This is a genomic window from Reella acinonychis, assembly GCF_052384575.1.
Lineage (GTDB): Bacteria > Pseudomonadota > Gammaproteobacteria > Enterobacterales > Pasteurellaceae > JBQSUQ01.
Genome location: NZ_JBQSUQ010000005.1, coordinates 1 through 24,484, shown reverse-complemented (window position 1 = coordinate 24,484; position 24,484 = coordinate 1). Strand labels below are relative to the sequence as shown.

General features: G+C 38.2%; 23 protein-coding genes. 20 read left to right on the top strand and 3 right to left on the bottom strand.

All coding sequences use genetic code 11. From position 1 onward, the window contains the following. Positions 1-7: 7 nt before the first annotated feature. Complete coding sequence (locus ACT2CV_RS03260; RefSeq protein WP_464972454.1) at positions 8-1,549, bottom strand: anthranilate synthase component 1; 1,542 nt, start codon at positions 1,547-1,549, stop codon at positions 8-10. A gap of 182 nt (positions 1,550-1,731) precedes the next feature. On the opposite strand from ACT2CV_RS03260, the gene ACT2CV_RS03255 reads away from it, so the two are divergent. The 10 genes from ACT2CV_RS03255 to tyrA all read left to right on the top strand — a co-directional run bounded on the left by ACT2CV_RS03255 (position 1,732) and on the right by tyrA (position 11,540). Further along, a complete protein-coding gene (locus ACT2CV_RS03255; protein ID WP_464972455.1) occupies positions 1,732-2,658 on the top strand; it encodes an ABC transporter ATP-binding protein in 927 nt (308 codons plus the stop codon). Continuing rightward, positions 2,658-3,425, top strand: coding sequence for an ABC transporter permease (locus ACT2CV_RS03250; protein ID WP_464972456.1), 768 nt, complete (start codon positions 2,658-2,660; stop codon positions 3,423-3,425). The genes ACT2CV_RS03255 and ACT2CV_RS03250 overlap by 1 nt, the downstream gene beginning before the upstream one ends. 49 nt (positions 3,426-3,474) lie before the next feature. After that, positions 3,475-4,533 carry a protease SohB gene (gene sohB / locus ACT2CV_RS03245; RefSeq protein ID WP_464972457.1) on the top strand — a complete coding sequence of 353 codons (1,059 nt, stop codon included), beginning with the start codon at positions 3,475-3,477 and terminating at the stop codon, positions 4,531-4,533. 173 nt (positions 4,534-4,706) lie between these two features. After that, complete coding sequence (locus ACT2CV_RS03240) at positions 4,707-5,561, top strand: OmpA family protein (protein ID WP_464972458.1); 855 nt, start codon at positions 4,707-4,709, stop codon at positions 5,559-5,561. Between the two features lie 122 nt (positions 5,562-5,683). Next, complete coding sequence (gene modF, locus ACT2CV_RS03235; RefSeq protein ID WP_464972459.1) at positions 5,684-7,135, top strand: molybdate ABC transporter ATP-binding protein ModF; 1,452 nt, start codon at positions 5,684-5,686, stop codon at positions 7,133-7,135. Between the two features lie 45 nt (positions 7,136-7,180). Next, complete coding sequence (locus ACT2CV_RS03230; protein ID WP_464972460.1) at positions 7,181-8,101, top strand: SPFH domain-containing protein; 921 nt, start codon at positions 7,181-7,183, stop codon at positions 8,099-8,101. Between the two features lie 9 nt (positions 8,102-8,110). Then, the gene (locus tag ACT2CV_RS03225; protein WP_464972461.1) at positions 8,111-8,572 is read left to right on the top strand and encodes an NfeD family protein; all 462 of its coding nucleotides are present in this window, start codon (positions 8,111-8,113) and stop codon (positions 8,570-8,572) included. After that, positions 8,569-9,162, top strand: coding sequence for an NAD(P)H-dependent oxidoreductase (locus ACT2CV_RS03220; RefSeq protein WP_464972462.1), 594 nt, complete (start codon positions 8,569-8,571; stop codon positions 9,160-9,162). The genes ACT2CV_RS03225 and ACT2CV_RS03220 overlap by 4 nt, the downstream gene beginning before the upstream one ends. A gap of 140 nt (positions 9,163-9,302) precedes the next feature. Continuing rightward, positions 9,303-10,355: a 3-deoxy-7-phosphoheptulonate synthase gene (locus ACT2CV_RS03215; protein ID WP_464972463.1), complete on the top strand. Its 1,053-nt coding sequence runs from the start codon at positions 9,303-9,305 to the stop codon at positions 10,353-10,355. A gap of 57 nt (positions 10,356-10,412) precedes the next feature. After that, entirely contained in the window at positions 10,413-11,540 is a 1,128-nt protein-coding gene (gene tyrA / locus ACT2CV_RS03210; RefSeq protein WP_464972464.1) for a bifunctional chorismate mutase/prephenate dehydrogenase, read from the top strand. 70 nt (positions 11,541-11,610) lie between these two features. Here tyrA and ACT2CV_RS03205 read toward each other — a convergent pair whose 3' ends face one another. After that, positions 11,611-12,009, bottom strand: coding sequence for a Z-ring associated ZapG family protein (locus ACT2CV_RS03205; protein WP_464972465.1), 399 nt, complete (start codon positions 12,007-12,009; stop codon positions 11,611-11,613). A gap of 426 nt (positions 12,010-12,435) precedes the next feature. Here ACT2CV_RS03205 and rplM point away from each other — a divergent pair, with 426 nt between their 5' ends. The 5 genes from rplM (at position 12,436) to cysB (ending at position 16,116) form a co-directional block, all read left to right on the top strand. Further along, complete coding sequence (gene rplM / locus ACT2CV_RS03200; protein ID WP_464972466.1) at positions 12,436-12,864, top strand: 50S ribosomal protein L13; 429 nt, start codon at positions 12,436-12,438, stop codon at positions 12,862-12,864. A gap of 15 nt (positions 12,865-12,879) precedes the next feature. Further along, on the top strand, positions 12,880-13,275 hold the full coding sequence (rpsI, locus tag ACT2CV_RS03195) for a 30S ribosomal protein S9 (RefSeq protein ID WP_464972467.1): 396 nt from the start codon (positions 12,880-12,882) through the stop codon (positions 13,273-13,275). Positions 13,276-13,447: 172 nt separating this feature from the next. Then, positions 13,448-14,071, top strand: coding sequence for an L-threonylcarbamoyladenylate synthase (locus ACT2CV_RS03190; protein WP_464972468.1), 624 nt, complete (start codon positions 13,448-13,450; stop codon positions 14,069-14,071). A 39-nt stretch (positions 14,072-14,110) separates the two neighbouring features. Next, a complete protein-coding gene (gene rluB, locus ACT2CV_RS03185) occupies positions 14,111-15,130 on the top strand; it encodes a 23S rRNA pseudouridine(2605) synthase RluB (RefSeq protein WP_464972469.1) in 1,020 nt (339 codons plus the stop codon). Between the two features lie 14 nt (positions 15,131-15,144). Beyond that, entirely contained in the window at positions 15,145-16,116 is a 972-nt protein-coding gene (gene cysB, locus ACT2CV_RS03180; protein WP_464972470.1) for an HTH-type transcriptional regulator CysB, read from the top strand. Positions 16,117-16,166: 50 nt separating this feature from the next. Here cysB and asnS read toward each other — a convergent pair whose 3' ends face one another. Further along, positions 16,167-17,570, bottom strand: a complete 1,404-nt coding sequence (asnS, locus tag ACT2CV_RS03175; RefSeq protein WP_464972471.1) for an asparagine--tRNA ligase — start codon at positions 17,568-17,570, stop codon at positions 16,167-16,169. Positions 17,571-17,875: 305 nt separating this feature from the next. Between asnS and cspD the strand changes: the two genes are divergently transcribed. From cspD to ACT2CV_RS03150, 5 genes are all read left to right on the top strand, one after another. Further along, positions 17,876-18,085 (top strand): cold shock domain-containing protein CspD, encoded by a 210-nt coding sequence (cspD, locus tag ACT2CV_RS03170; RefSeq protein ID WP_464972472.1) that lies wholly within the window; start codon positions 17,876-17,878, stop codon positions 18,083-18,085. A 156-nt stretch (positions 18,086-18,241) separates the two neighbouring features. Next, the gene (locus tag ACT2CV_RS03165; RefSeq protein WP_464972473.1) at positions 18,242-19,801 is read left to right on the top strand and encodes a type I restriction-modification system subunit M; all 1,560 of its coding nucleotides are present in this window, start codon (positions 18,242-18,244) and stop codon (positions 19,799-19,801) included. Beyond that, positions 19,794-20,810, top strand: coding sequence for a DNA-binding protein (locus ACT2CV_RS03160; protein WP_464972474.1), 1,017 nt, complete (start codon positions 19,794-19,796; stop codon positions 20,808-20,810). The genes ACT2CV_RS03165 and ACT2CV_RS03160 overlap by 8 nt, the downstream gene beginning before the upstream one ends. After that, the gene (locus ACT2CV_RS03155) at positions 20,811-21,257 is read left to right on the top strand and encodes a type II toxin-antitoxin system death-on-curing family toxin (RefSeq protein WP_464972475.1); all 447 of its coding nucleotides are present in this window, start codon (positions 20,811-20,813) and stop codon (positions 21,255-21,257) included. It abuts the gene before it with no gap. A 42-nt stretch (positions 21,258-21,299) separates the two neighbouring features. Then, complete coding sequence (locus ACT2CV_RS03150) at positions 21,300-24,371, top strand: type I restriction endonuclease subunit R (RefSeq protein ID WP_464972476.1); 3,072 nt, start codon at positions 21,300-21,302, stop codon at positions 24,369-24,371. The last annotated feature ends 113 nt before the right edge of the window (positions 24,372-24,484 follow it).

Below are 24,484 nucleotides of genomic sequence, written 5' to 3'. Positions count from 1 at the left end.
CTTCTCCTTACATTTGGTTTGATTTAACAATTGCGTTCAGCACAGCTTGTGCTTTATGTCGGGTTTCATCCGCCTCCATTTGCGGATCGGAATCAAGGACTTCACCACAACCCGCTTGTACATAAGCAATACCATCTTGTACAAAGGCAGAACGTATGACGATACAGGTGTCAAAATTACCGTCAGAAGATAAGTAACCCACAGCACCCCCGTAGCTGTGGCGTTTTTGTTGTTCAAATTGATAAATCAGTTGCATGGCTTTAATTTTTGGTGCACCAGTTAAGGTGCCCATATTCATACAGGCTTGATAAGCGTGTAATGCGTCTAATTCAGGACGAAGTTTTCCGACTACTCGGGACACTAAGTGCATAATGTGAGAGTAGCGATCCACTTGCATTAAGTCCTTAACATAGCGTGTACCACTTTCGCAGACTCGTGCAATATCATTTCTTGCTAAATCCACCAACATAATGTGTTCTGCGACTTCTTTTTTATCTAAACGCAGTTCTAATTCAAGACGAGCATCTAATTCAGGATCTATTTGTCCTTCTGCGTTAAAACCCCTAGGTCGAGAACCTGCAATTGGATAAATTTCCAATTGTCGATTATGTTGTGAATACTTCAACGCGCTTTCAGGCGATGCACCAAATAGGGTGAAATCTTGATCTTGCATAAAGAACATATAAGGACTTGGATTGCTTTGTTTTAATTGTTGATAGGCTGCTAACGGATTTGGACAAGCCAATGAAAAACGTCTTGAAGGCACAATTTGAAACACATCACCACGATAAATATGTTGTTTAAGTGCGGTGATAATTTGCTTAAATTTATCATCATCAAAGTTCACATTAATATCAGTTAAGCTGGATTGTTGTGCTTGAGGTAAAGGATTTAATTGTTGTAAATCTTGCTGAATTTTCACCGCACTTTGTTGCAATGTTTCTGCTTCATTAGCATTAAAACAGAAGGTTTGTAATGTAGCTTGTTGTGTTTGGTGATCAAAACGTAACAATTGCTCTGCCAAATAAAAAACATAATCAGGGCAATCCAGATTGTCTTCTTTTAAGGTGATCTGTTCCATTGGAATAAAGTTGGCAACTAAATCATAGGCAAACAATCCACCGAGAAAAATAGGCGTTTGGCTGTGAGAGTACAGTTGATTTAGTTGGCGTAAACCATCAAAAATAGACGTGGCTTGTAATTGAGAATCTTCATCTAACTGAGGATTTAATGCCGCAAAAGTGGCTTGTAAACAATTTTCGTTAAGTTGTTTATGCGTCGCAATGCCTTGCAAGCCTAATCTTAAATGATTTAATACGGTGCGCCCATTTGCGCTTAACGCAGTGAAAGTGACTTGCTGACCAACACAGCGTACTTTTACCGCAGCATTAATTAACAATAAACTTTGTAAACTGTTCTTGCTGGTTATTTCAGCACTTTCTAATAATAGACTATGAGGTTGGTTAGCACATAATGTGTGAAAAACAGAAACTAAATCTGCATGATATGAAATCTTTTGTTGCGAAACTTGGATATAAGGTTGAAACATAATACGTCCTAAATTTGTAATTTAGAACTATTAAACTAGTACAATAAAATATTGTCAAGTGTGGGAATGTTTAAGTGATGAATTAAGCAACAATTTATTTTGTGGAATTTAAGATTGTTTTTTGCTTGCAGGCATAAAAATCTGTATCATGGCGAGCCAAAATAGAGGAATATCAGAATTTTATGTTTGCATTAGAAATAATTGGTTTGACTAAATGCTATAAAAATGGCGTTCAAGCATTGCAAGGCATTGATCTTGTGGTTAATCAAGGCGATTTTTATGCGTTGCTTGGACATAATGGCGCGGGAAAATCAACGACCATTGGTATTATCAGTTCGTTAGTAAATAAAACAAGCGGACAAGTGAAAGTTTTTGATTATGATTTGGATACGGAATTAAACCAAGTTAAACAACAAATTGGTTTGGTGCCACAGGAATTTAATTTTAACCAATTTGAAAAAGTGATTGATATTTTAGTCAATCAAGCAGGTTATTACGGTATTGCTAGAAAAGAAGCATTACAACGTGCGGAAATTTGGTTGAAAAAGTTAGATTTATGGCAAAAGCGCGATCAGCAAGCTATGCGATTATCTGGTGGGATGAAGCGACGTTTAATGATCGCAAGAGCCTTAATGCATGAGCCAAAATTATTAATTTTAGATGAGCCAACAGCTGGACTGGATATTGAACTCCGCCGCAGTTTATGGTTATTTTTGCGTGAATTAAATCAACAAGGCACAACTATTATTCTCACTACCCATTATTTAGAAGAAGCTGAAATGTTATGTCGCCATATCGGCATTATTCAACAAGGTAAATTGTTATTGACGATGTCAATGAAAGATTTATTGGCGCAATTGGAAACGGAAACCTTTGTGTTGGATTTAGATAAATCTTCTTCATTACCTAAAGTCGAAGGTTACAATGTCACGCCATTAGATGATAATTCGATTGAAGTGGAAGTGAAACGCCAGCAAGGTTTAAATGCTTTATTTACTCAATTGAGTGGACAGGGAATTCAGGTGTTAAGTATGCGTAATAAAGCCAACCGTTTAGAGGAATTATTCGTCAATATGTCTTTTAATCAAGCGAATGGAGGAGAGAAATAATGCCACTTGCTTGGGTTGCTTTCAATACAATTTTACACAAAGAAATTCGTCGCTTTACGCGAATTTGGGTACAAACCTTAGTTCCACCAGTAATTACGATGACATTATATTTTGTGATTTTTGGTCAGCTTATTGGCAGCCGTATTGGCGAAATGGGCGGATTTAGTTATATGCAATTTATTGTGCCAGGTTTGATTATGATGTCTTCATTGACCAATTCCTTTGCCAATGTTGCTTCATCTTTTTACAGCACAAAATTTGCCAAAAATGTGGAAGAACTTTTAATTTCACCAACTTCACCACATATTATTATTTTGGGATATATGGCTGGCGGCATGGCGAGGGGATTATGTGTAGGTATTTTAGTCACCATAGTTTCTTTATTCTTCGTTTCCTTTGATATTTATTCTTGGTTCGCCATCGGATTGACATTATTGCTGACAACCGCAGCCTTTGCTTTAGGTGGATTAATCAATGCGGTTTATGCCCGTTCTTTTGACGACATTAGTATCATTCCGACTTTTGTGTTAACGCCCTTAACTTACTTGGGCGGTGTATTCTATTCCATTAAATTATTACCGGAATTCTGGCAGGCAGTGTCCAAATTAAATCCCATTGTTTATATGATTAATGGATTTCGTTATGGTTTTTTAGGCATTTCTGATGTGCCTTTGGTTTATACCTTTGTTGTATTGGGCTTATTCATTCTATGCTTATATTGTTTTGCTTATTATTTGATTAGTCGTGGTGTAGGATTACGCCATTAATGAAAAAGTGCGGTGCATTTTTTATGATTTTTTAGGAGAAAGAGAAACTATGTGGTCTGACATTATTGTTGGTTATGGCATTTTTATTTTAGAAATTTTAACTATTTTATTAGTCATTGCCGGTATTGCATTTATGATTATTGCCTTAAAGAAAAAAGATCAACATCAAGGCGAACTGCAAATTACTGATTTAAGTAAAGAATATGAAGAAAATACAAAGCATCTGCGTGATTTTCATTTAACAGAAGATGAATTGAAAGAGGCAGAAAAAGCACAGAAAAAAGCGGATAAAGCGAAGGCTAAAGCAGATAAATTAGCGAAAAAGAAAGGCGAACAAATTGAAAAAACGCAAAAGCCGATCTTGTATGTTATTGACTTTAAAGGCGATATTCATGCCTCTGAAACAACAGCATTACGAGAAGAAATTAATGTGATTTTAAATGTCGCAAATCCAAATCAAGATGAAGTATTACTGCGTTTAGAAAGTCCGGGCGGTGTTGTCCATGGTTATGGCTTAGCTGCATCTCAGCTTGCGCGTTTAAAACAAAAAGGGATTAAATTGACTGTTGCAGTAGATAAAGTTGCGGCAAGTGGTGGTTATATGATGGCATGTGTGGCTGATAAAATTGTATCAGCGCCTTTCGCTATTGTGGGTTCTGTTGGCGTGGTGGCTCAGGTACCTAATATTCATCGTTTATTGAAAAAACATGAAGTGGATGTAGATGTAATGACTGCGGGTGAATATAAAAGAACCGTCACTTTATTAGGTGAAAATACGGAAAAAGGTAAACAAAAATTTCAACAAGAATTAGAACAAACCCATGAATTATTCAAACAATTTGTGACTGAAAATCGACCGCAGTTGGATATAACGAAAATTGCTACTGGCGAACATTGGTTTGGCAAACAAGCACTTGAACTACAATTAGTCGATGAAATCCTGACCAGTGATGATGTGATTTTACAAGCAATGCAAGATAAATCAGTGATTGGTTTACAATATAAACAGAAGAAATCATTGATCCAAAAATTAGGTAAACAAGCAGAATCAAGTACAAATAATCTGTTATTAAATTGGCTACATCAAAATAATCGTACCCTTTTGTAAATTATTGGTAAATATTGGTAAAAAATAGGGTTTTGAGGAGAATTTTAGTTTACATTGGGGCGATTTGATCTTACTATACGCCATGTATTTTTATAGCAAATGGTTATTTCATAATCTATGCTATAAAGGTTTTAGGGTACTTACTTTTATTAATCAATAACAAGGTAATAGGAATGAAATTATCACATCTTATCTTATCAGCAGTGGCTGCATCTACATTAGCAGCTTGTGGCAACTTAAGTAAAATAACTGATGAAGGTCAACCAGCAGGTGACACTCCAGAACAAGCAGTTGCTAATTTAGTATGGCCAAAAATCGACGAAGCAAGATTTAACCACGATGGTTCACAATTTGGTTCATGGCCAAACTGGGACAACGTTCGTATGGTTGAACGTGGCATGAACAAAGACCAACTTTATAACTTGTTAGGTCGTCCACATTTTGCAGAAGGTCTTTACGGTGTTCGTGAATGGGACTTCGCATTCAACTATCGTGAAAACGGTGTTCACAAAATCTGTCAATACAAAGTATTATTTGACAAAAACATGAACGCACAAAGCTTCTTCTGGTATCCAAATGGTTGTAATGGCAACTCATCATTCAGCTTAAGCGGTGACTTCTTATTTGACTTTGACAAAGATACATTAACACCAAAAGGTAAAGAAGTTGTTGACAACGTAGCAGCACAATTAAAATCTTCTGGTGCGAAAGATGTATTAATCGAAGGTCACACAGACCGTTTAGGTTCAGTTGCATATAACTTAGATTTATCACAACGTCGTGCAAATCGTGTTAAAGCACGTTTAATTGAACAAGGCGTTCAAGCAAGCTTCACAGCTGTTGGTTTAGGTAAAGCTCACCAAGTTAAAGCTTGTTCTGAATATCCACATGGAAAAGAATTAAAAGACTGCTTACGTCCAAACCGTCGTGTTGAGATCAAAGCTTCAGGTACTGTATTAAAACAACGTATCGAAGGTCAAGGTCCTGCGGCAGGTTCAACTGGTCCAGCACCACTTTATCAAAAATAATTTTGATTTTTTTCTGATATTCAAAAGGCTAAACTTCGGTTTAGCCTTTTTGCTATCTGTTGTTTTTCTTTTCAAATTCAGGTTATTATTTCTTTTATTTTTAATAAATAAAGGAATATTTCATGTGTGCTTTAAACATTAGGCAGGGACAATTTTTACTTTCTCATCATCGCTATTTAACGATCCCAGAACTTAAAATCAAAGAAGGCAATATTTGGCTTGTCATTGGTGGAAATGGCAGTGGTAAAACCGCATTGATGTTAGCTCTTGAAGGAAAATTACCTTTATATAGTGGTGAATATCAAAATCAATTCCATCGTATTCGTTCAATTTCCTTTGAAAATCAGCAACAAATTGTTGAGCAAACTTTTCGTGAACTGAACAATGACACTTTAGATCCCGACTATCTGGGCAAAACTGCGCAACAAATCATCTTAAATGGTGAAAACGATCTTACCTTATGCATGAAATATGCAGAATTATTAAATATTACCCATTTATTAGATCGCGCTTTTATTAAATTATCAACGGGAGAAAGTCGCAAAGTGCTATTGGCACAAGCACTCGTGTCTAATCCCGATTTATTAATTTTAGATGAACCTTTTGAGGGATTGGACCAACAATCTGTGCGCGATTGGCAACAGCTATTAACAGAACTTGCCGAACACATGGCGATTGTGTTAATCACTCATCGATTTAACCATATTCCAACTGCGGTGGAGTTTATTGCCGTTTTACATGATTGTGAATTGGTATTGCAAGGCGAAAAAGCCTTTGTTGAGCAGCAGAGTATTTTCCAACAATTACAATATGCGGAAGATGCTATAAATGTGCCTTTGCCTGAACCTCATGGCGCCCCAATAAAACTTCCTCAAAATACACCGCACTTTGAACTACAAGATGTGGTTATTCAATATGGCGATAAAATCATTTTGCATCATTTAAATTGGACGGTACAACCAAAACAACATTGGTGGATCAAAGGTCCTAATGGCGCAGGAAAATCAACTCTGCTATCTATTTTAATAGGCGATCATCCGCAAGCTTATAGTAATCATGTACGTTTATTTGGTCGACAACGAGGTAGTGGCGAAACCATTTGGGAGATTAAATCGAAAATCGGTTATATCAGTAGCCAATTACACATGGATTATCGAGTGAATTGTTCGGCTTTAGATGTGATTATTTCAGGATTTTTAGATAGCATTGGTGTTTATCAACAAGTGCCAGATGCGTTGCGACTAAGGGCAATGCAATGGTTACAGCGCTTAAATATGGCAAGTTTAGTGAAAAAGCCATTCCGTTCTTTATCTTGGGGTCAACAACGATTATTGCTAATCGCCAGAGCCATGGTGAAGCATCCGCCAATTTTAATTTTAGATGAACCTTTACAAGGATTGGATGGATTAAATCGCCAACTGGTCAAATGTTTTATTGAACAATTGGTTAATAATAGCGAGACCCAATTGCTGTTTGTTTCCCATCAAGAGCAAGATGCACCCAATTGCATTACGCACCTATTTGAATTTATCCCTGATAATCAGGGTTATAAGTATGTGCAAAGTGCGGTGTAAAATGCTATAGTTTTAGACAAATTTATTACTTCAAAAGGAAAAAATATGGAATTTTTTGATGGACTACCTTCAGCAACCTTGATTTTTATTATCTTAGTTGCTGTTATTTTATACTCAACCTTAAAAACCGTACCACAAGGTTATCATTGGACAATTGAACGTTTTGGTCGTTATACAAGAACCTTAACACCAGGTTTAAACTTTGTGGTGCCTTTTGTTGATCGCGTTGGACGCAAAATTAATATGATGGAACAAGTATTAGATATTCCATCACAAGAAGTCATTTCTAAAGACAATGCCAATGTGTCTATTGATGCTGTTTGTTTTGTTCAAGTGATTGATGCACGCAGTGCGGCTTATGAAGTCAATCATTTAGAGCAGGCGATTGTGAATTTGGTAATGACCAATATTCGTACAGTACTTGGTAGTATGGAACTGGATGAAATGTTATCGCAACGGGACAGCATTAATGGTCGTTTATTGGCAATCGTGGATGAAGCTACAAATCCTTGGGGTGTAAAAGTTACGCGTATTGAAATTCGTGATGTGCGTCCACCTCGTGAATTAAGTGAAGCTATGAATGCGCAAATGAAAGCGGAGCGTAATAAACGTGCGGAAATTTTAGAAGCTGAGGGTATTCGTCAAGCGCAGATTTTACGTGCAGAAGGGGAAAAACAATCCCGTATTTTGAAAGCGGAAGGGGAAAAACAAGAAGCGATTTTACAAGCAGAAGCGCGTGAACGTGCGGCGGAAGCTGAAGCAAAAGCAACACAAATGGTTTCAGACGCGATTTCAAATGGGGATACCAAAGCAATCAACTATTTTATTGCGCAAAAATATACTGAAGCATTAAAAGAAATTGGTGGTGCAGAAAACAGCAAAGTGGTGTTAATGCCATTAGAAGCAGGCAATCTAATCGGTTCTGTTGCGGGTATTGCTGAATTATTAAAAGGCGATAAAAAATAAGGAATGACTATGGCATGGTTAGTGACTTGGACAGTTTGGCATTGGCTTATTTTAGGCTTTCTATTATTAATTGCTGAAATTGTTATGCCGGGTATTTTCTTACTTTGGTGGGGATTAGCAGCGATTATTGTTGCAGGTATAATGAAGTTTTTTCCTGATTTATCTCTGACCTCATTGGGAATACTTTATGCGATTTTGGCAACAGTATTAAGTATCGCTTGGTGGAAATATCAACATAACCGAGATAAAGCAGATGAAAAACATTCTGTTCTGAATCAACGAGATCATGCCATGATTGGAATGAAAGGAACAGTACAAGAAATGGCTAGCAATGGTATTGGTCGAGGGCATTTTGGCGATACTACTTGGCGAATTCAGCAAGCTGGAGATGAACATTTACAAGTAGGGAATACTATTGAAGTCTTATCTGTTCAAGGCATTACCTTAGTTGTTAAAAAGGTGAATTTATGAAAAAGCATTTAATTATTTCAGCTCAGCCTAACAAAGAAAGTTTTACGCAAGCCTTAGTCGACAATATCGTTGAAGTGAGTGAAAAACAAGGGGTTGAAACCATTGTAAGAAATTTATACCGATTAAATTTCAATCCTGTTTTATCTTATGAGGAAATGCAAGGGGCAGCGCGGGGTATCGTACCGGAAGAAATTCGTTACGAACAACAACTTATTCTTGAGTCGGATTTTATCACCTTAGTTTATCCTCTTTGGTGGATGGGATTTCCGGCTATTTTAAAAGGCTATCTTGATCGTGTTCTCACCCATGGATTTGCTTATCAAACCGATGAAACAGGTTCTGTTGGTTTATTGCAAGGCAAAAAAATGCAGCAATTTATTAATATGGGCAGTAGCTTAGAAGAATATCAAAATAACGGTTTTGCTCAGGCATTGGATGTTTGCTTGGTTAATGGGTTGTTTAATTTTTGTGGTATCACAGAAATTGAACACCAGTTATTTGGTGATTTGCATATTATTAGCCAACAAGAACGTAAAGAAATCATAACAGTTGTTCGTGATAAAACGTTACAAAATCTTACCGCACTTTAATCAATATATGACGCAATAATACTAAATTAGTGTTATTGCGTTTTTTATGAGAAAAATAGGTTGCTATTTATTATATTGTATTGTAATTTATTTATTACATTGTGTAATAAATAATTTCCATTTTTTTACAAGGAAGCAATATGAACAAAGACAGTATCCATAACGTCCATATCGTAGGTGAAAAAGTCCTCATCACACCAGCAGAACTCAAACAAAAATTGCCATTACCACAAAATCTACGCAGCCAAATTGAAAATCATCGTCGTGATATTTCAAATATTATTCATAAAAAAGATCCGCGCTTATTAGTGGTTATCGGCCCTTGTTCTGTACATGATCCCATTGCTGCGTTGGATTATGCTAAACGATTAAAAGCCTTATCCGACGAGTTAAAAGATCAGCTGTATATCGTCATGCGTGTTTATTTTGAAAAACCAAGAACTACTGTGGGTTGGAAAGGGTTAATCAATGACCCGAAAATTGATGGGTCTTTTGATGTTGAACATGGATTACATATTGCTCGTCAATTATTGTTAGAGTTGGTTGAAATGGGATTACCACTGGCAACGGAAGCGCTTGATCCTATGACGCCACAATATTTAGCGGATTTATTTAGTTGGTCAGCAATTGGTGCGAGAACAACAGAATCACAAACGCATCGTGAATTAGCCTCAGGTTTGTCCATGGCGGTTGGTTTTAAAAATGGTACAGATGGCAGCTTAGATATTGCGATTAATGCGCTTAAGTCAGCTTCAGCTGGGCACAGTTTTATTGGAATTAACCAACAAGGTCAGGTTAACTTATTACATACAGAGGGTAATCCTGACGGTCATGTGATTTTGCGTGGTGGTAAAACCCCAAATTATGAAGCCGAATTTGTGAAACAATGCGAAGAGGCATTAGAAAAAGCAGGATTACCAAGCGCCATTATGATTGATTGCAGCCATGGTAATTCAAATAAAGATTATCGCCGTCAACCGTTGGTGGCAGAAAATGCATTACAACAAATTGTTGAAGGCAATAGTTCCATCATTGGCTTAATGCTTGAAAGTCATATTAATGCAGGCAATCAAAGCGCTGATCAGCCAGTTGCCAATATGCAATACGGTGTTTCTATTACGGACGCTTGTATTGATTGGCAAACAACGGATCAACTCTTACGCAGATTAGCGACAACATTAAAAACTCGCTAAAAATACACCGCGGTTTATAGGGCAGAGCAGATCTGCCCTGATTTATTGAGGAATTTTATGGAAGCATTAAAAGATATTCGGACGGAAATTGACCATGTGGATCGCACATTGTTGCAACTGATTGCCAAACGACTTGAATTGGTCAAAAAAGTAGGCGAAATAAAACATCAACATGGTTTACCTATTTATGTGCCCGAACGTGAAGCGGAAATGCTGGCAGCACGTCGTCAAGAGGCGGAAAAATTAGGCGTACCCGCCGATTTAATCGAAGATGTACTGCGTCGTTTAATGCGAGAATCCTACACCAGCGAAAATCATTTCGGTTTTAAAACGGTTAATCCAGCGATCAAAAAAATCGTGATTGTGGGTGGAAAAGGAAAGTTAGGCAGTTTATTTGCCCGTTTTCTCCGTTTATCAGGCTATGAAGTACAAAGTTTGGAATCGCAGGATTGGCAAAGTGCGGATAAAATTTTGGCAAATGCCGATGTGGTTATTGTTTGTGTGCCTATTGCTAAAACCATCGAAGTGATTGAAAAACTAGCGCCTTATTTAACTGAAAATATGCTGTTAACAGATTTAACTTCTGTTAAACGTCAACCATTAGAAAAAATGTTAGTAGTGCATAAAGGCGCGGTGTTAGGATTACACCCAATGTTTGGGCCTGATATTGCCAGTATGGCAAAACAAGTGGTGGTGCGTTGTGATGGACGCTATCCTGAACGCTACGAATGGTTATTGCAACAAATTGCTATTTGGGGGGCAAAAATTTATCAAGTTGAGGCGGCAGAACATGATCACAGCATGACTTATATCCAAGCCTTACGCCATTTTGCTACCTTTGCCAACGGATTACATTTATCCAAGCAACCTGTTAAACTTGCCAATTTGTTGGCCTTATCTTCGCCGATTTACCGCTTAGAATTGGCAATGATTGGGCGATTATTTGCACAGGATGCAGAGCTTTATGCCGACATTATTATGGATAAACCCGAAAATTTAACGGTCATCGAAAGCTTAAAACAAAGCTACGAACAAAGTCTTGCGTTTTTTGAGCAAAATGATAAATCAGGTTTCGTTGACACCTTCAACCAAGTAAAACAATGGTTTGGCGACTACTCGGAACAATTTATGAAAGAAAGCCGCCAATTATTGCAACAGGCCAATGATAATCGGCAACATGATTGATATTAAAAAATAGAAATAAAAAATGAGAGCTTATTAAGCTCTCATTTTTGTTAGATAGTACAGTTATTTCTTAATTTTTCAAAATACCAGAAGAACCTTCGGTATAGTCTTTTGGTTGATCTTCTTCATTTACTGCTGTCTCTGTTTTGGTAGAGGTCATAAAGTTTTGTAAAAACAAGCCTTTATTGGTTTCTGGTAGCAGTTGCTCAGAAGAAGCTGCCAAATGACGATAGAGTTTTTGGTAGTCTTGCGCTAAGGTTTTGAATAAATCGGCACTTTCAGAAAAATGTTTTTCCAATTGTTGTTTTTGCTCTTCAAGTGCTTGTTTGGCTTTTTGCAATTCATTTTCCGTCGCCGCTTGTTTCTTCACAGATCCTTTGGTTAAACGAATTAATAAATAACCAATCACGATACCAACGACTAACCCAATCCCTGCGGCTTGCCACATTTCAGTTGTCCAAGGTTGCATAAATCACTCCTGTTTATCAAGTTACAAAACAGTTTTATCATACCGAGAAAATGTGAATTTGTCTTGTTTCAATCCTGATTTATTTGAACTGGATCACAAGATTAATAAAAAAATTTTTATGCAAAATGGGGGAGTTGCAATGGAAAAAGTGCGGTGAAAATAAGGCATTTTTCTTTTTTTCTGATTTAACCATCTCTTTTTCATTAAATTTACATAAAATATTGAAAAAGTTGCACAAAAAACTCGCATTTTGTTATCTGTTTATGTATAATTTCGCGACCCTGTGAATGTAGTGGTTTTCCCGCCACGCATTGTTCGTCGAGATCACACTCGAAGGGGTGCTGATTAAGATCAATGGTTGTGTTCAGCAAATCAATTTATCGCTAGAACACTGGGTATTAATATTTAATATTGGTAATTAAATTAATGAAAACTTTTGTAGCAAAACCAGAAACAGTTAAACGTGACTGGTATGTAGTAGATGCGACAGGTAAAACTTTAGGTCGTTTAGCGACTGAATTAGCTCGTCGCCTTCGTGGTAAACATAAAGCTGAGTACACTCCGCACGTAGATACTGGTGATTACATCATCGTTATCAATGCAGATAAAGTAGCAGTAACTGGTCGTAAAGAAGACGACAAAATTTACTACTGGCACACTGGCTATGTAGGTGGTATTAAACAAGCGACTTTCAAAGAAATGATTGCGCGCCGTCCAGAAGCAGTGATTGAAATCGCGGTAAAAGGTATGTTGCCAAAAGGTCCATTAGGACGTGCAATGTTCCGTAAGTTAAAAGTGTATGCAGGTTCTCAACATGATCACGCAGCACAACAACCACAAGTTTTAGATATCTAATCACGGAGCAAGAAAATGACAGCAGCAAATCAAAATTACGGCACAGGTCGCCGCAAAAGCTCTTCAGCTCGTGTATTTATCAAACCGGGCAATGGTAACATCACCATTAACCAACGTTCTTTAGACGTATATTTCGGTCGTGAAACTTCACGTATGATCGTACGTCAACCATTAGAATTAGTTGAGTTAACTGATAAATTAGACCTTTACATCACTGTAACTGGTGGTGGTATTTCTGGTCAAGCGGGTGCAATCCGTCATGGTATCACTCGTGCATTAATGCAATACGACGAATCTTTACGTCCAGTATTACGTGCAGCAGGCTTCGTAACTCGCGATGCACGTCGTGTTGAACGTAAAAAAGTGGGTTTACACAAAGCACGTCGTCGTCCACAATACAGCAAACGTTAATTTTATATTCTCGTTTATGTTTACAATTGCAAGTCGAAAGGCTTGCAATTTTTTTATCTCTAAAACTTGTAATATTTACACCGCACTTTGTGGTAATTCTATTTTCAACTTATTGTTATATAGAGTATAATTCCACCAATTTTTAATCGTACTATATATATCGCAACAGACTATGAGTCAGTTTTTTTATATTCATCCCGAAAATCCGCAAGCTCGTTTAATTAATCAAGCCGTTGAAATCTTACGCAATGGTGGTGTGATTGTGTATCCCACAGATTCAGGCTATGCCTTGGGTTGTATGATTGGTGATAAGCACGCTATGGACCGAATTGTTGCCATTCGTCAGCTACCTGAGGATCATAATTTCACCTTAGTCTGCAGCGATTTATCGGAATTATCCCATTATGCAACGGTCAATAATGTGGCATATCGTTTAATTAAGAATAATACGCCAGGGCGTTATACCTTTATTTTAACGGCCACCAAAGAAGTGCCTCGTCGTTTGATGACGTCAAAGCGTAAAACCATTGGCTTGCGCGTGCCTGATAATCAAATCGCACTCGATTTATTGAAAGTGTTGGGTGAACCGATTTTATCCTGTTCTTTAATGTTGCCAAAAGAAGAGAATATTACACAGTCTGATCCTGAAGAAATTCGCGATTATTTAGAACGCCAAGTGGATTTAATTATTCATGGTGGCTATTTAGGGCAACAACCGACAACTGTTGTGGATCTCACCGAAGATACACCTCGTATTTTACGAGAAGGCAGTGGTGAAACTACACCCTTTATTTAATAAATGACGCTTGTGAAAGCGACAATATAAGGAATCTTTATGAAATTTCAAACAAAATCATCCTCATCAAAACTCAGCCAAAAACAACCGCGCTTTGCAGATAAAAACAAAGAAAAAGCAGCGTCTTTTGAGCGAAAACCGCTCCCAATGCGTAAACCAAAACCTGAAACTCTGGTAGAAAAGAAAGCAACGGTATCAGGAGAAAAATTACAAAAAGTCCTTGCTCGTGCGGGAAGAGGCTCTCGTCGTGAAATTGAAACGATTATTGCTGAAGGTAGAGTAAGTGTTGATGGTAAAATTGCTACATTAGGTGACCGCGTCACAGTACATTCAGGGCTTAAAATCCGTATTGATGGACATTTAATTAATTTGAATGCAGTACAAAAAGAAGTATGTCGTGTATTGATGTATTATAAACCTGAAGGCGAGCTTTGTACCCGCCATGATCCAGAAGGACGTGCAACAGTTTTTGATCGCTTACCTCGCTTAACAGGAGCGCGTTGGATTGCTGTTGGTCGTTTGGATATCAATACATCAGGTTTATTATTATTTACCACCGATGGTGAATTAGCCAACCGTTTAATGCATCCAAGTCAAGAAGTGGAACGTGAATATTCGGTTCGTGTATTTGGTCAAGTTGATGATGCGATGATTGCACGTTTACGTAAAGGCGTGCAATTAGAAGATGGCCCAGCGAATTTTAAAGAAATTAAAGCGATGGGTGGAACGGGATTAAACCAATGGTTTGATGTCACTTTAATGGAAGGACGTAACCGCGAAGTGCGTCGTTTATGGGAAAGCCAAGGTATCCAAGTGAGCCGCTTGATTCGTATCCGCTATGGTAATATTCAATTAATGAAATCATTACCACGCGGAGGCTGGCAAGAAATGGATCTACAAAGCGTGAATTATTTACGTGAATTAGTGGGTTTACCACCTGAAACAGAGACAAAATTAGATGTAACGCAAGTCAAACGTCGTCCTAAAACAAACCAAATTCGTAAAGCGGTAAAACGTTATGGCGAATTAAGCAAACGTTATAAAAATAACCGCGGTTAAAAAAGAGAAAGTTTATGAAGATTCAGCAATTACGCTATATCGTTGAAATTGTTAATCAAAATTTAAATGTTACCGAAGCGGCTGCAGCACTTTATACCTCGCAACCCGGTATCAGTAAACAAGTTCGTTTGCTAGAAGATGAATTAGGTTTAGAAATTTTTGAACGTAATGGTAAACATATTAAAGAGTTGACGCCAGCGGGCAAAAAAATAGTTGCGATTGCGCGTGAACTATTAGTCAAAACCCAAGCGATTAAAGCCATTGCGGATGAATATACCCAACCTAATCATGGAGTGTTGCGTATTGCTACCACAAATACGCAAGCACGCTATATGCTACCAGCGGTAATTGAGCGATTTTCTAAACAATACCCTCATGTGAGTTTGCATGTTCATCAAGGCTCGCCTAATCAATTATGTGATGCGCTTTTATCTGGCGAAGTGGATTTAGCCATTACGACGGAAGCGCCTTATTTATTTGATGATGTGATTTTATTACCTTGTTATTTATGGAATCGTTCTGTTATTGTTCGTAAGGATCATCCATTAGCTCAGGTGAAAAAATTGAAAATAGAAGAGCTAGGGCAATATCCACTAATTACTTATACCTTTGGTTTTACCGGTGTTTCGGACTTAGATCATGCGTTTAATAGCGCAGGCATTTTGCCTAACATAGTTTTTACCGCAACAGATGCGGATGTGATCAAAACCTATGTACGCCTTGGTTTAGGCGTAGGAATTGTGGCTTCTATGGCATACACCAGCGAAGACAGTGATTTGGTAGCGATTGATGCAAGTGATTTATTTAATTCAAGTATGGTGCAAATTGCATTTAAGCATAGCACTTTCCTGAGAAATTACATGTATGATTTTATTCAGTATTTTTCACCGCACTTAACTAGAAATGTTGTAGAACAAGCGGAGCAAGCGAAAGATAATAATGCGATTAAACGCCTATTTGATGGCATGACATTAGAAATGAAATAAATGATAAAAGAAAGGAGAACATAATGTTCTCCTTTTTGTTCTAGTATTAATTAGAAGTTTGCATTGCGTGGTGCACGAGGGAATGGAATCACATCACGAATGTTTTGAACACCTGTTACATACACAATTAAGCGCTCGAAACCTAAACCAAAACCTGAATGAGGCACTGTACCATAACGACGTAAATCACGATACCACCAGTAATCTTCAGGATTTAATCCCATTTCAACCATGCGTTTATCTAACACATCTAAACGCTCTTCACGTTGTGAACCACCGATGATTTCACCAATTCCAGGTGCTAAAACGTCCATTGCGGCAACAGTTTTACCATCATCATTTAAACGCATATAGAATGCTTTAATATCTTTCGGATAGTTTTTTACCACCACTGGCGATTTAAAATATTCTTCCGCTAAATAACGTTCATGTTCAGAAGATAAATCAATACCCCAAGATACTGGGAACTCAAAAGATTTGCCTGATTTTAATAAAATGTCGATAGCATCAGTATAATCAATTTGTGCGAAGTCAGAAGCAACAAATTTTTCTAAACGCGTAATCACCTCATTATCAACATGTTTCGCAAAGAATTCTAAATCATCACGACGTTCATCCAATACTGCGCGGAACACGTATTTCAACATATCTTCAGCTAATTTCGCATTATCATTTAAATCAGCAAATGCCATTTCTGGTTCCATCATCCAGAACTCAGCTAAGTGACGAGTAGTATTGGAGTTCTCTGCGCGGAATGTTGGTCCAAAGGTATATACTTTACTGATAGCACAAGCCAAAGTTTCAGCATTTAACTGACCAGATACGGTTAAAAATGCTTCGCGACCAAAGAAATCTTGAGAAAAATCCACCGCACCTTTGTCATCACGAGGTAAGTTTTCTAAATCTAATGTGGAAACGCGGAACATTTCGCCAGCACCTTCCGTATCTGACGCAGTAATAACAGGTGTTGCCACCCAGAAGAATCCTTGCTCATGGAAGAAACGATGAATAGCTTGTGCTAAACAATGGCGTACACGCGCAACCGCACCAATAATATTGGTACGAGGACGTAAGTGAGCTACTTCACGCAAATATTCAATAGTATGGCGTTTCGCTGCCATAGGGTAAGTATCTGGATCTTCAACCCAACCCACCACTTCAACGGATTGTGCTTGTAGTTCCACAGCTTGACCTTCGGCTGGCGATTCCACAACCACACCAGTTGCAATAACAGAACAGCCCGTAGTTAAGCGTAAAATTTCTTCGTTATAGTTAGCTAAATCATTATTTGCAATCACTTGAATTGGGGCAAAACAAGAACCGTCATAAACAGCTAAAAACGAAAGTCCTGCTTTAGAATCGCGACGAGTACGAATCCAACCGCGCACAGTGACAGTTTCACCAATGCCTACTTTTCCGTTAAGTACATCAGTGATAGAGGCAATTTTTGTCATTATTATCTCCAAAATAAAATTAGGTTACAAAGGCGCGTTTAGTTTACCTTAAGTTCAATGAATTACCAAAAAATCCAACGTATTTTTGTTAAAAAAATGATGTTTATCATTAAAAAATCAAGCTGTTATATCCTAGGGAAGAAATTAAGTAACGAAATTTTGTGATCACTGTCGAATTTTACGTTTTTAATGGTTGCAGAGAAGAAAAAAATATTTGATTATTTTCTTGGCACTATGAGAGAAGTTGGGCATAAGCCTATTCCTTTCCCTTATGGAATAATTGTAATTATAATTAGAGGTATCTTATGGAAGTTGGAGTTGTTAAATGGTTTAATAATGCGAAAGGTTTCGGATTTATTAATGCGGAGGGAAGTGATGTTGATATTTTCGCTCATTTTTCCGTAATTGAAATGGAAGGCTATCGCTCATTAAAAGCAGGGCAAAAAGTGAATTTCGAAGTTGTTCATGGCGAAAAAGGCTCTCATGCAACGAAAATTGTGCCAATTCTAGGCTAGTCAAAGAATTAAAAAAAGTGCGGTGAATTTCACCGCACTTTTTGTTTGTACTAAGTATCCGTTGTATGTTTCTATTTTATTTCATGTATATTGTTGCATTGATATTTCAATAACCTGTATTATTTGAAGCATTATAAATAATGCTATGGAGTTTATATGACAAGCCAACAACAACGAGCCGAACTGCACCGTCGCATTTGGCAGATTGCGAACGATGTACGTGGATCGGTAGACGGTTGGGATTTTAAACAATATGTGTTAGGCACACTGTTTTACCGTTTTATTAGTGAGCATTTTATCGCTCATATGGAAAGGGGAGATAGCAGTCTAAACTATGCAAGTTTTTCCGATAATGATCCTCGTTTAAGTTTAGAGTTAAAAAACGATATTATTAAAGAAAAAGGCTATTTTATTTATCCTAGCCAACTATTTGAAAATGTGGTGAAAACAGCCCACAGCAATGAAAGTTTAAACACCGATTTAGCCATCATCTTCCAATCAATTGAAAATTCTGCACAAGGTTTTGATTCCGAACACGATATCAAAGGTTTGTTTGCCGATTTCGACACCACATCGAATCGTTTGGGCAATACCGTTGCCGATAAAAACCGCCGTTTGGCTGCCGTTTTAAAAGGCGTGTCAGAATTGGATTTCGGTGATTTTTCGGATAATGAAATCGATTTGTTCGGCGATGCTTATGAATTTTTGATTTCCAATTACGCTGCCAATGCAGGCAAATCGGGTGGCGAATTTTTCACACCGCAAAATGTGTCCAAACTGATTGCCAAGCTTGCCCTACACGGACAAAGCACCGTCAATAAAATCTACGATCCTGCTTGCGGCTCCGGTTCGTTGTTGTTGCAAGCAAAAAAACAATTTGACGACCATATTATCGAAGAAGGCTTTTTCGGACAGGAAATCAACCACACCACCTATAACCTCGCTCGGATGAATATGTTTTTGCATAACATCAACTACGATAAATTCGATATCGAGCTGGGCGACACCTTAACCGACCCGAAACTCAAAAACGACAAACCTTTTGATGCGATTGTGTCTAATCCGCCGTATTCCATAAAATGGATTGGCTCAGACGACCCCACCTTAATCAATGACGACCGTTTTGCCCCCGCAGGCGTGCTGGCACCGAAATCCAAAGCCGATTTTGCCTTTATTTTGCACGCGTTAAATTACTTATCGGCAAAAGGACGGGCGGCGATTGTTACCTTCCCGGGCATTTTCTACCGTGGTGGTGCCGAGCATAAAATCCGTCAATATCTAGTGGACAACAACTATGTCGAAACCGTGATTGCCCTTGCTCCCAATCTGTTTTTCGGCACCAGTATCGCTACCAATATTTTGGTGCTCTCAAAATCCAAAACAGACAGCAAAACCCAGTTTATCGATGCCAGTAGCTTTTTCAAAAAAGAAACCAATAATAATGTGCTGACCGATGAACATATCGGCGAGATTCTCAAACTGTTTGCTGATAAAACTGATGTGGAACACATCGCTAAATCGGTGGATTATCAAGCTATTGCCGATAATGACTACAATTTGGCGGTCAGCTCCTATGTGGAAGCCAAAGACACTCGCGAAGTCATCGATATTGCCGTATTAAATCAGGACATCCGCGAGACTGTCGCCAAAATTGACTGCTTGCGTGGCGAGATTGATGAGATTGTGATGGAGATTGAGGGGAATAAAAATGAGTGAATTAACAATATCTTTAGTTGCTAGAAATAATGTACTAAACAATCATTATGCTATCAGTAAGCTAGAAGAGCATTTGCAATTAGGTGGATTGCAATTTGAAAATGAAACCGTCTTTACCAAAGCACAAGTTGCTGAAATTTTAGAGGTTACAGAAAGAACTATTGATAATTATTTAGCAGCAAACGGAGAAGAATTGGCTAGAAATGGCTATCGTATTATCAAAGGCAAAGCCTTGAAAATATTGAAGTCAGTCTATGTCGACGAAACAGATTTCGTCGACATCAACATCAGAGCTCCCTCTTTAGGCATCTTTAGCTTTCGTGCAGTTTTAAATCTTGCCATGCTGGTTACCGAAAGCGAACGAGCCCGATTCATCCGCAGCAAAATGCTGGATATGGTGATGGATGTAATTAACCAAAAAGCTGGTGGCTCAACCAAATACATCAATCAACGAGATGAAAACTACCTCTTATCCGCCTATACAGAAGAGAGCTATCGCAAGCTATTTACTGACGCTTTAAGGGATTATCTGGAAATGGGTAATCACAAATACGGCATTTATACCGATAAAATTTACCAAGCTGTTTTTCGAGAGAAAGCCAAAGAATACAAACAAATTCTCAAATTAAGCGAAAAAGATAAAGCCAGAGATACCATGTATGCAGAGGTTCTTACTGCCATCGCCAGTTTTGAAAGCGGTTTGGCAGCTCAAATGAAAAACTTATCTGAAAAATTAGGTAGAAAGCTATTTCCAAAAGAATTGGATGACTTAATTTCCCAAGCCGAAGAAAACCCTTTTATGCAACCTTTTATCCTTGATGCAAGAATCAAAATGTCCAGCCGAGATCTATGTTTTAGAGATGCACTGCATCATAAATTAGAACAATACATTCAAGCTGTTCCACAAGGTGATTTTGACAAGTTTCTAGGTGAAAAAAGTCGTTCTCTTCAAGAACAATTGTCTGATCCTGAAACTTTAGCTGTATTAAAACGCTTGAAGGATAGATAAATGAATATTGAAGTTTTATATTTTGATGCTACACACGCCATACAAACACATGATTGGATTATTGAACAATCTGGTGGTTTATCTGGTGTGTATCCTGAAGGCTATGGGAAAATAGAAAGTGTATTAGAGCATATTCGAAATGATGATTATTATCCACATTTTGAAGATAAGTTAACTCACATTGTGTATTCGATTAACAAATTACATGCATTTTGTGATGGAAATAAGCGTTCAAGTTTGGTTTTAGGTGCTTATTTCTTGGAATTAAATGGATATGATTATTGTGTTAGAAGATTTGTTTCAGAAATGGAAAATATTGTGGTTTGGTTGGCTAAAGGTAAAATTTCTAAAGAACTTCTATATAAATTGATCAATTCCATTATTAATAATGAAGATGATTATTCTGAAGAATTAAAATATGAACTGATTTGCTCAATCCAAAACTAAGAACACAAAACTTAATAATAGAGAAATATTAAGGCCAAAGTTATGACAACCACCCCCATCACCGAAACCAACAACTTTATCATCCTAGACAAATACACGCCGATCGAGCAGGTGCGTAATTATCAAACGGAAGCCGATTTGGAGCGGGAATTTATTGCCGATTTGCAAGCTCAAGGTTATGAATATCGCACGGATTTGTGCAGCCAAACGGCGTTGCTTGCCAATGTGCGTGAGCAGTTGCAGATGTTGAATAATACCCAGTTCAGTGATGCCGAATGGGGGCGGTTTGTGGCGGAGTATTTGGACAAGCCGTCTGAAAATCTGATCGATAAAACTCGAAAAGTCCACGATGATTATATTTATGATTTCGTGTTTGATAACGGGCGGATTCAAAATATCTATTTGTTCGACAAGAAAAATCCCAACCGAAACAAATTGCAAGTCATCAACCAATTTGAGCAAACAGGCAGCTATGCCAACCGCTATGATGTAACCGTTTTGATCAACGGCTTGCCGATGGTGCAAATCGAGCTGAAAAAACGCGGTGTCGCCATTCGTGAAGCGTTTAACCAAGTGCATCGTTACAGCAAAGAAAGCTTTAACAGCGACAATTCTTTATTCAAATATCTGCAAATTTTCGTGATTTCCAACGGCACAGACACCCGCTATTTTGCCAACACCACCAAACGCGATAAAAACAGCTATGATTTCACGATGAATTGGGCAAAATCGGACAACAGCCTGATTAAAGACTTAAAAGACTTCACCGCCACCTTCTTCCAAAAACGCACGCTGCTGGATGTTTTGCTCAAATATTCGGTGTTTGACGTGAGCGATACCCTGCTGATTATGCGTCCGTATCAAATCGCCGCAGCAGAGCGGATTTTATGGCGGATCAATATTGCCTATCAAAATAAAAAATGGAGCGAATTATCCAGCGGTGGCTATATTTGGCACACCACAGGATCGGGCAAAACCTTAAGTAGTTTTAAAGCCGCCCGTTTGGCGACGGATTTGCCATTTGTGGAAAAAGTCTTTTTTGTGGTAGATAGAAAAGATTTGGACTACCAAACGATGAAAGAATATCAGCGATTTTCGCCCGACAGCGTGAATGGTTCGGAAAGCACCGCAGGGCTGAAACGCAATATCGAAAAAGACGACAACAAAATCATCGTCACCACCATTCAAAAATTAAACAACTTGATGAAATCCGAAGATAAATTGCCGATTTATCAAGAAAATGTGGTGTTTATTTTTGATGAATGTCACCGCTCGCAGTTTGGTGAAGCACAAAAAAATCTGAAAAAGAAATTCAAAAAATTCAGTCAATTCGGTTTCACTGGCACGCCAATTTTTGAAGAAAATTCGGTGGACGGCGGCACCACTGCCGAAGTATTTGGCGATTTGCTACATTCCTATGTGATTACCGATGCCATTCGTGATGAAAAAGTGCTTAAATTTAAAGTGGATTACAACGATGTCCGCCCACAATTCCGAGATGCTGAAACAGAGCAAAATCTCGAAAAATTAACCGCACTTGAAACCCGCCAAGCCCTTTTGCATCCAGAGCGTTTGCGGGAAATTGCTCAATATATCCTTTGCAATTTTAAACAAAAAACGCACCGCTTGAATGTGGGCAACAAAGGGTTTAATGCGATGTTTGCCGTTAGCAGTATTGAAGCGGCGAAGCTGTATTATCAAACCTTTAAAGAGCTACAAAGTACGGTAGAAAATCCGTTAAAAATCGCCACCATTTTCTCTTTTGCCGCCAATGAAGAACAAAATGCCGTGGGCGAGATTAGTGATGAAACCTTTGAACCGACGGCGATGAATAGCTCGTCAAAAGAGTTTCTGCAGACGGCAATGGACGACTACAATGATTATTTTAAAACCAATTACCGTTTAGATAGCCAAGGTTTCCAAAATTATTACCGCGATCTTGCCAAACGAGTCAAAGATCAGCAGATTGATTTATTGATTGTAGTGGGCATGTTCTTAACAGGCTTTGACGCACCGACACTCAACACCTTATTTGTGGATAAAAACCTGCGTTATCACGGCTTAATTCAAGCTTATTCACGCACCAACCGCATTTATAACGCCACCAAAACCTTCGGCAATATCGTCACTTTCCGAGATTTAGAGCAAGCGACGATTGACGCGATTTCACTCTTTGGTAAAACCAATGCTCAAGGGGAAGAAAAAGCCCCTACTATTGTGTTAGAACGCAGTTATAAAGACTATATGTATGGTTATGTAGATGCCAAAGGGCAGCAGTGTCGTGGCTATTTAGACGTGGTAAAAGAGCTGCAAACCCGTTTCCCTGATCCTGCAGCGATCACAACTGAAAACGATAAAAAAGCCTTTGTGAAATTATTTGGCGAATACCTGCGTTTAGATAATGTGCTACAAAATTATGATGAATATGTGGAATTTAAACAACAAAACACCGCTGAAAATGTGCTAAAAGAACCCGAAGGCAGCTATTTAACGCCAAATGCTCCGCTTTCAGCACATCAAGAGCAGGATTATCGTTCAACCTATCACGATATTCGTGATTGGTTATACCGCCAAACCCAAAGTGATCAGCCAACACAAAGCAGCATTGATTGGAATGATGTGGTGTTTGAAGTGGATTTGCTTAAATCCCAAGAAATCAACTTAGATTACATCTTAGAACTGATTTTCGAGAAAAATAAAAAAACGGATAACAAGCAAGCCTTGATTGATGACATTCGCACCACCATTCGAGCCAGCCTTGGCAACCGAGCCAAAGAAAGTTTGATTGTGGACTTCATCGAACAAACCGATTTAACCCAGTTTGAGCATAAAGCCGATGTGATTGACGCGTTTTTTGCCTTCGCCCAAGCCGAATTGCAAAAAGAAGCGGAAGCCTTAATTCTTGATGAAAATCTGAATGATGCCGCCGCCAAACGCTATTTAACCACCTCGCTCAAACGTGAATACGCCAGCGAAAACGGCACAGAGCTAAACGAAATGCTGCCGAAAATCAGCCCGCTCAGCCCGAAATACCTTGGCTTAAAACAACGGGTGTTTGAAAAAGTGTCGGCATTTGTCGAAAAATTCAAACAAATCGGCGGAAAATTAAATTAACAGTCAGACACAACGGGTCAAAAAATACTAATTTTTTGCAAATACATCAGTAGGATGGGCTTCAGCCCATCAGAAAATGATTAACCGATAGAATGTAGGATGGGCTTTAGCCC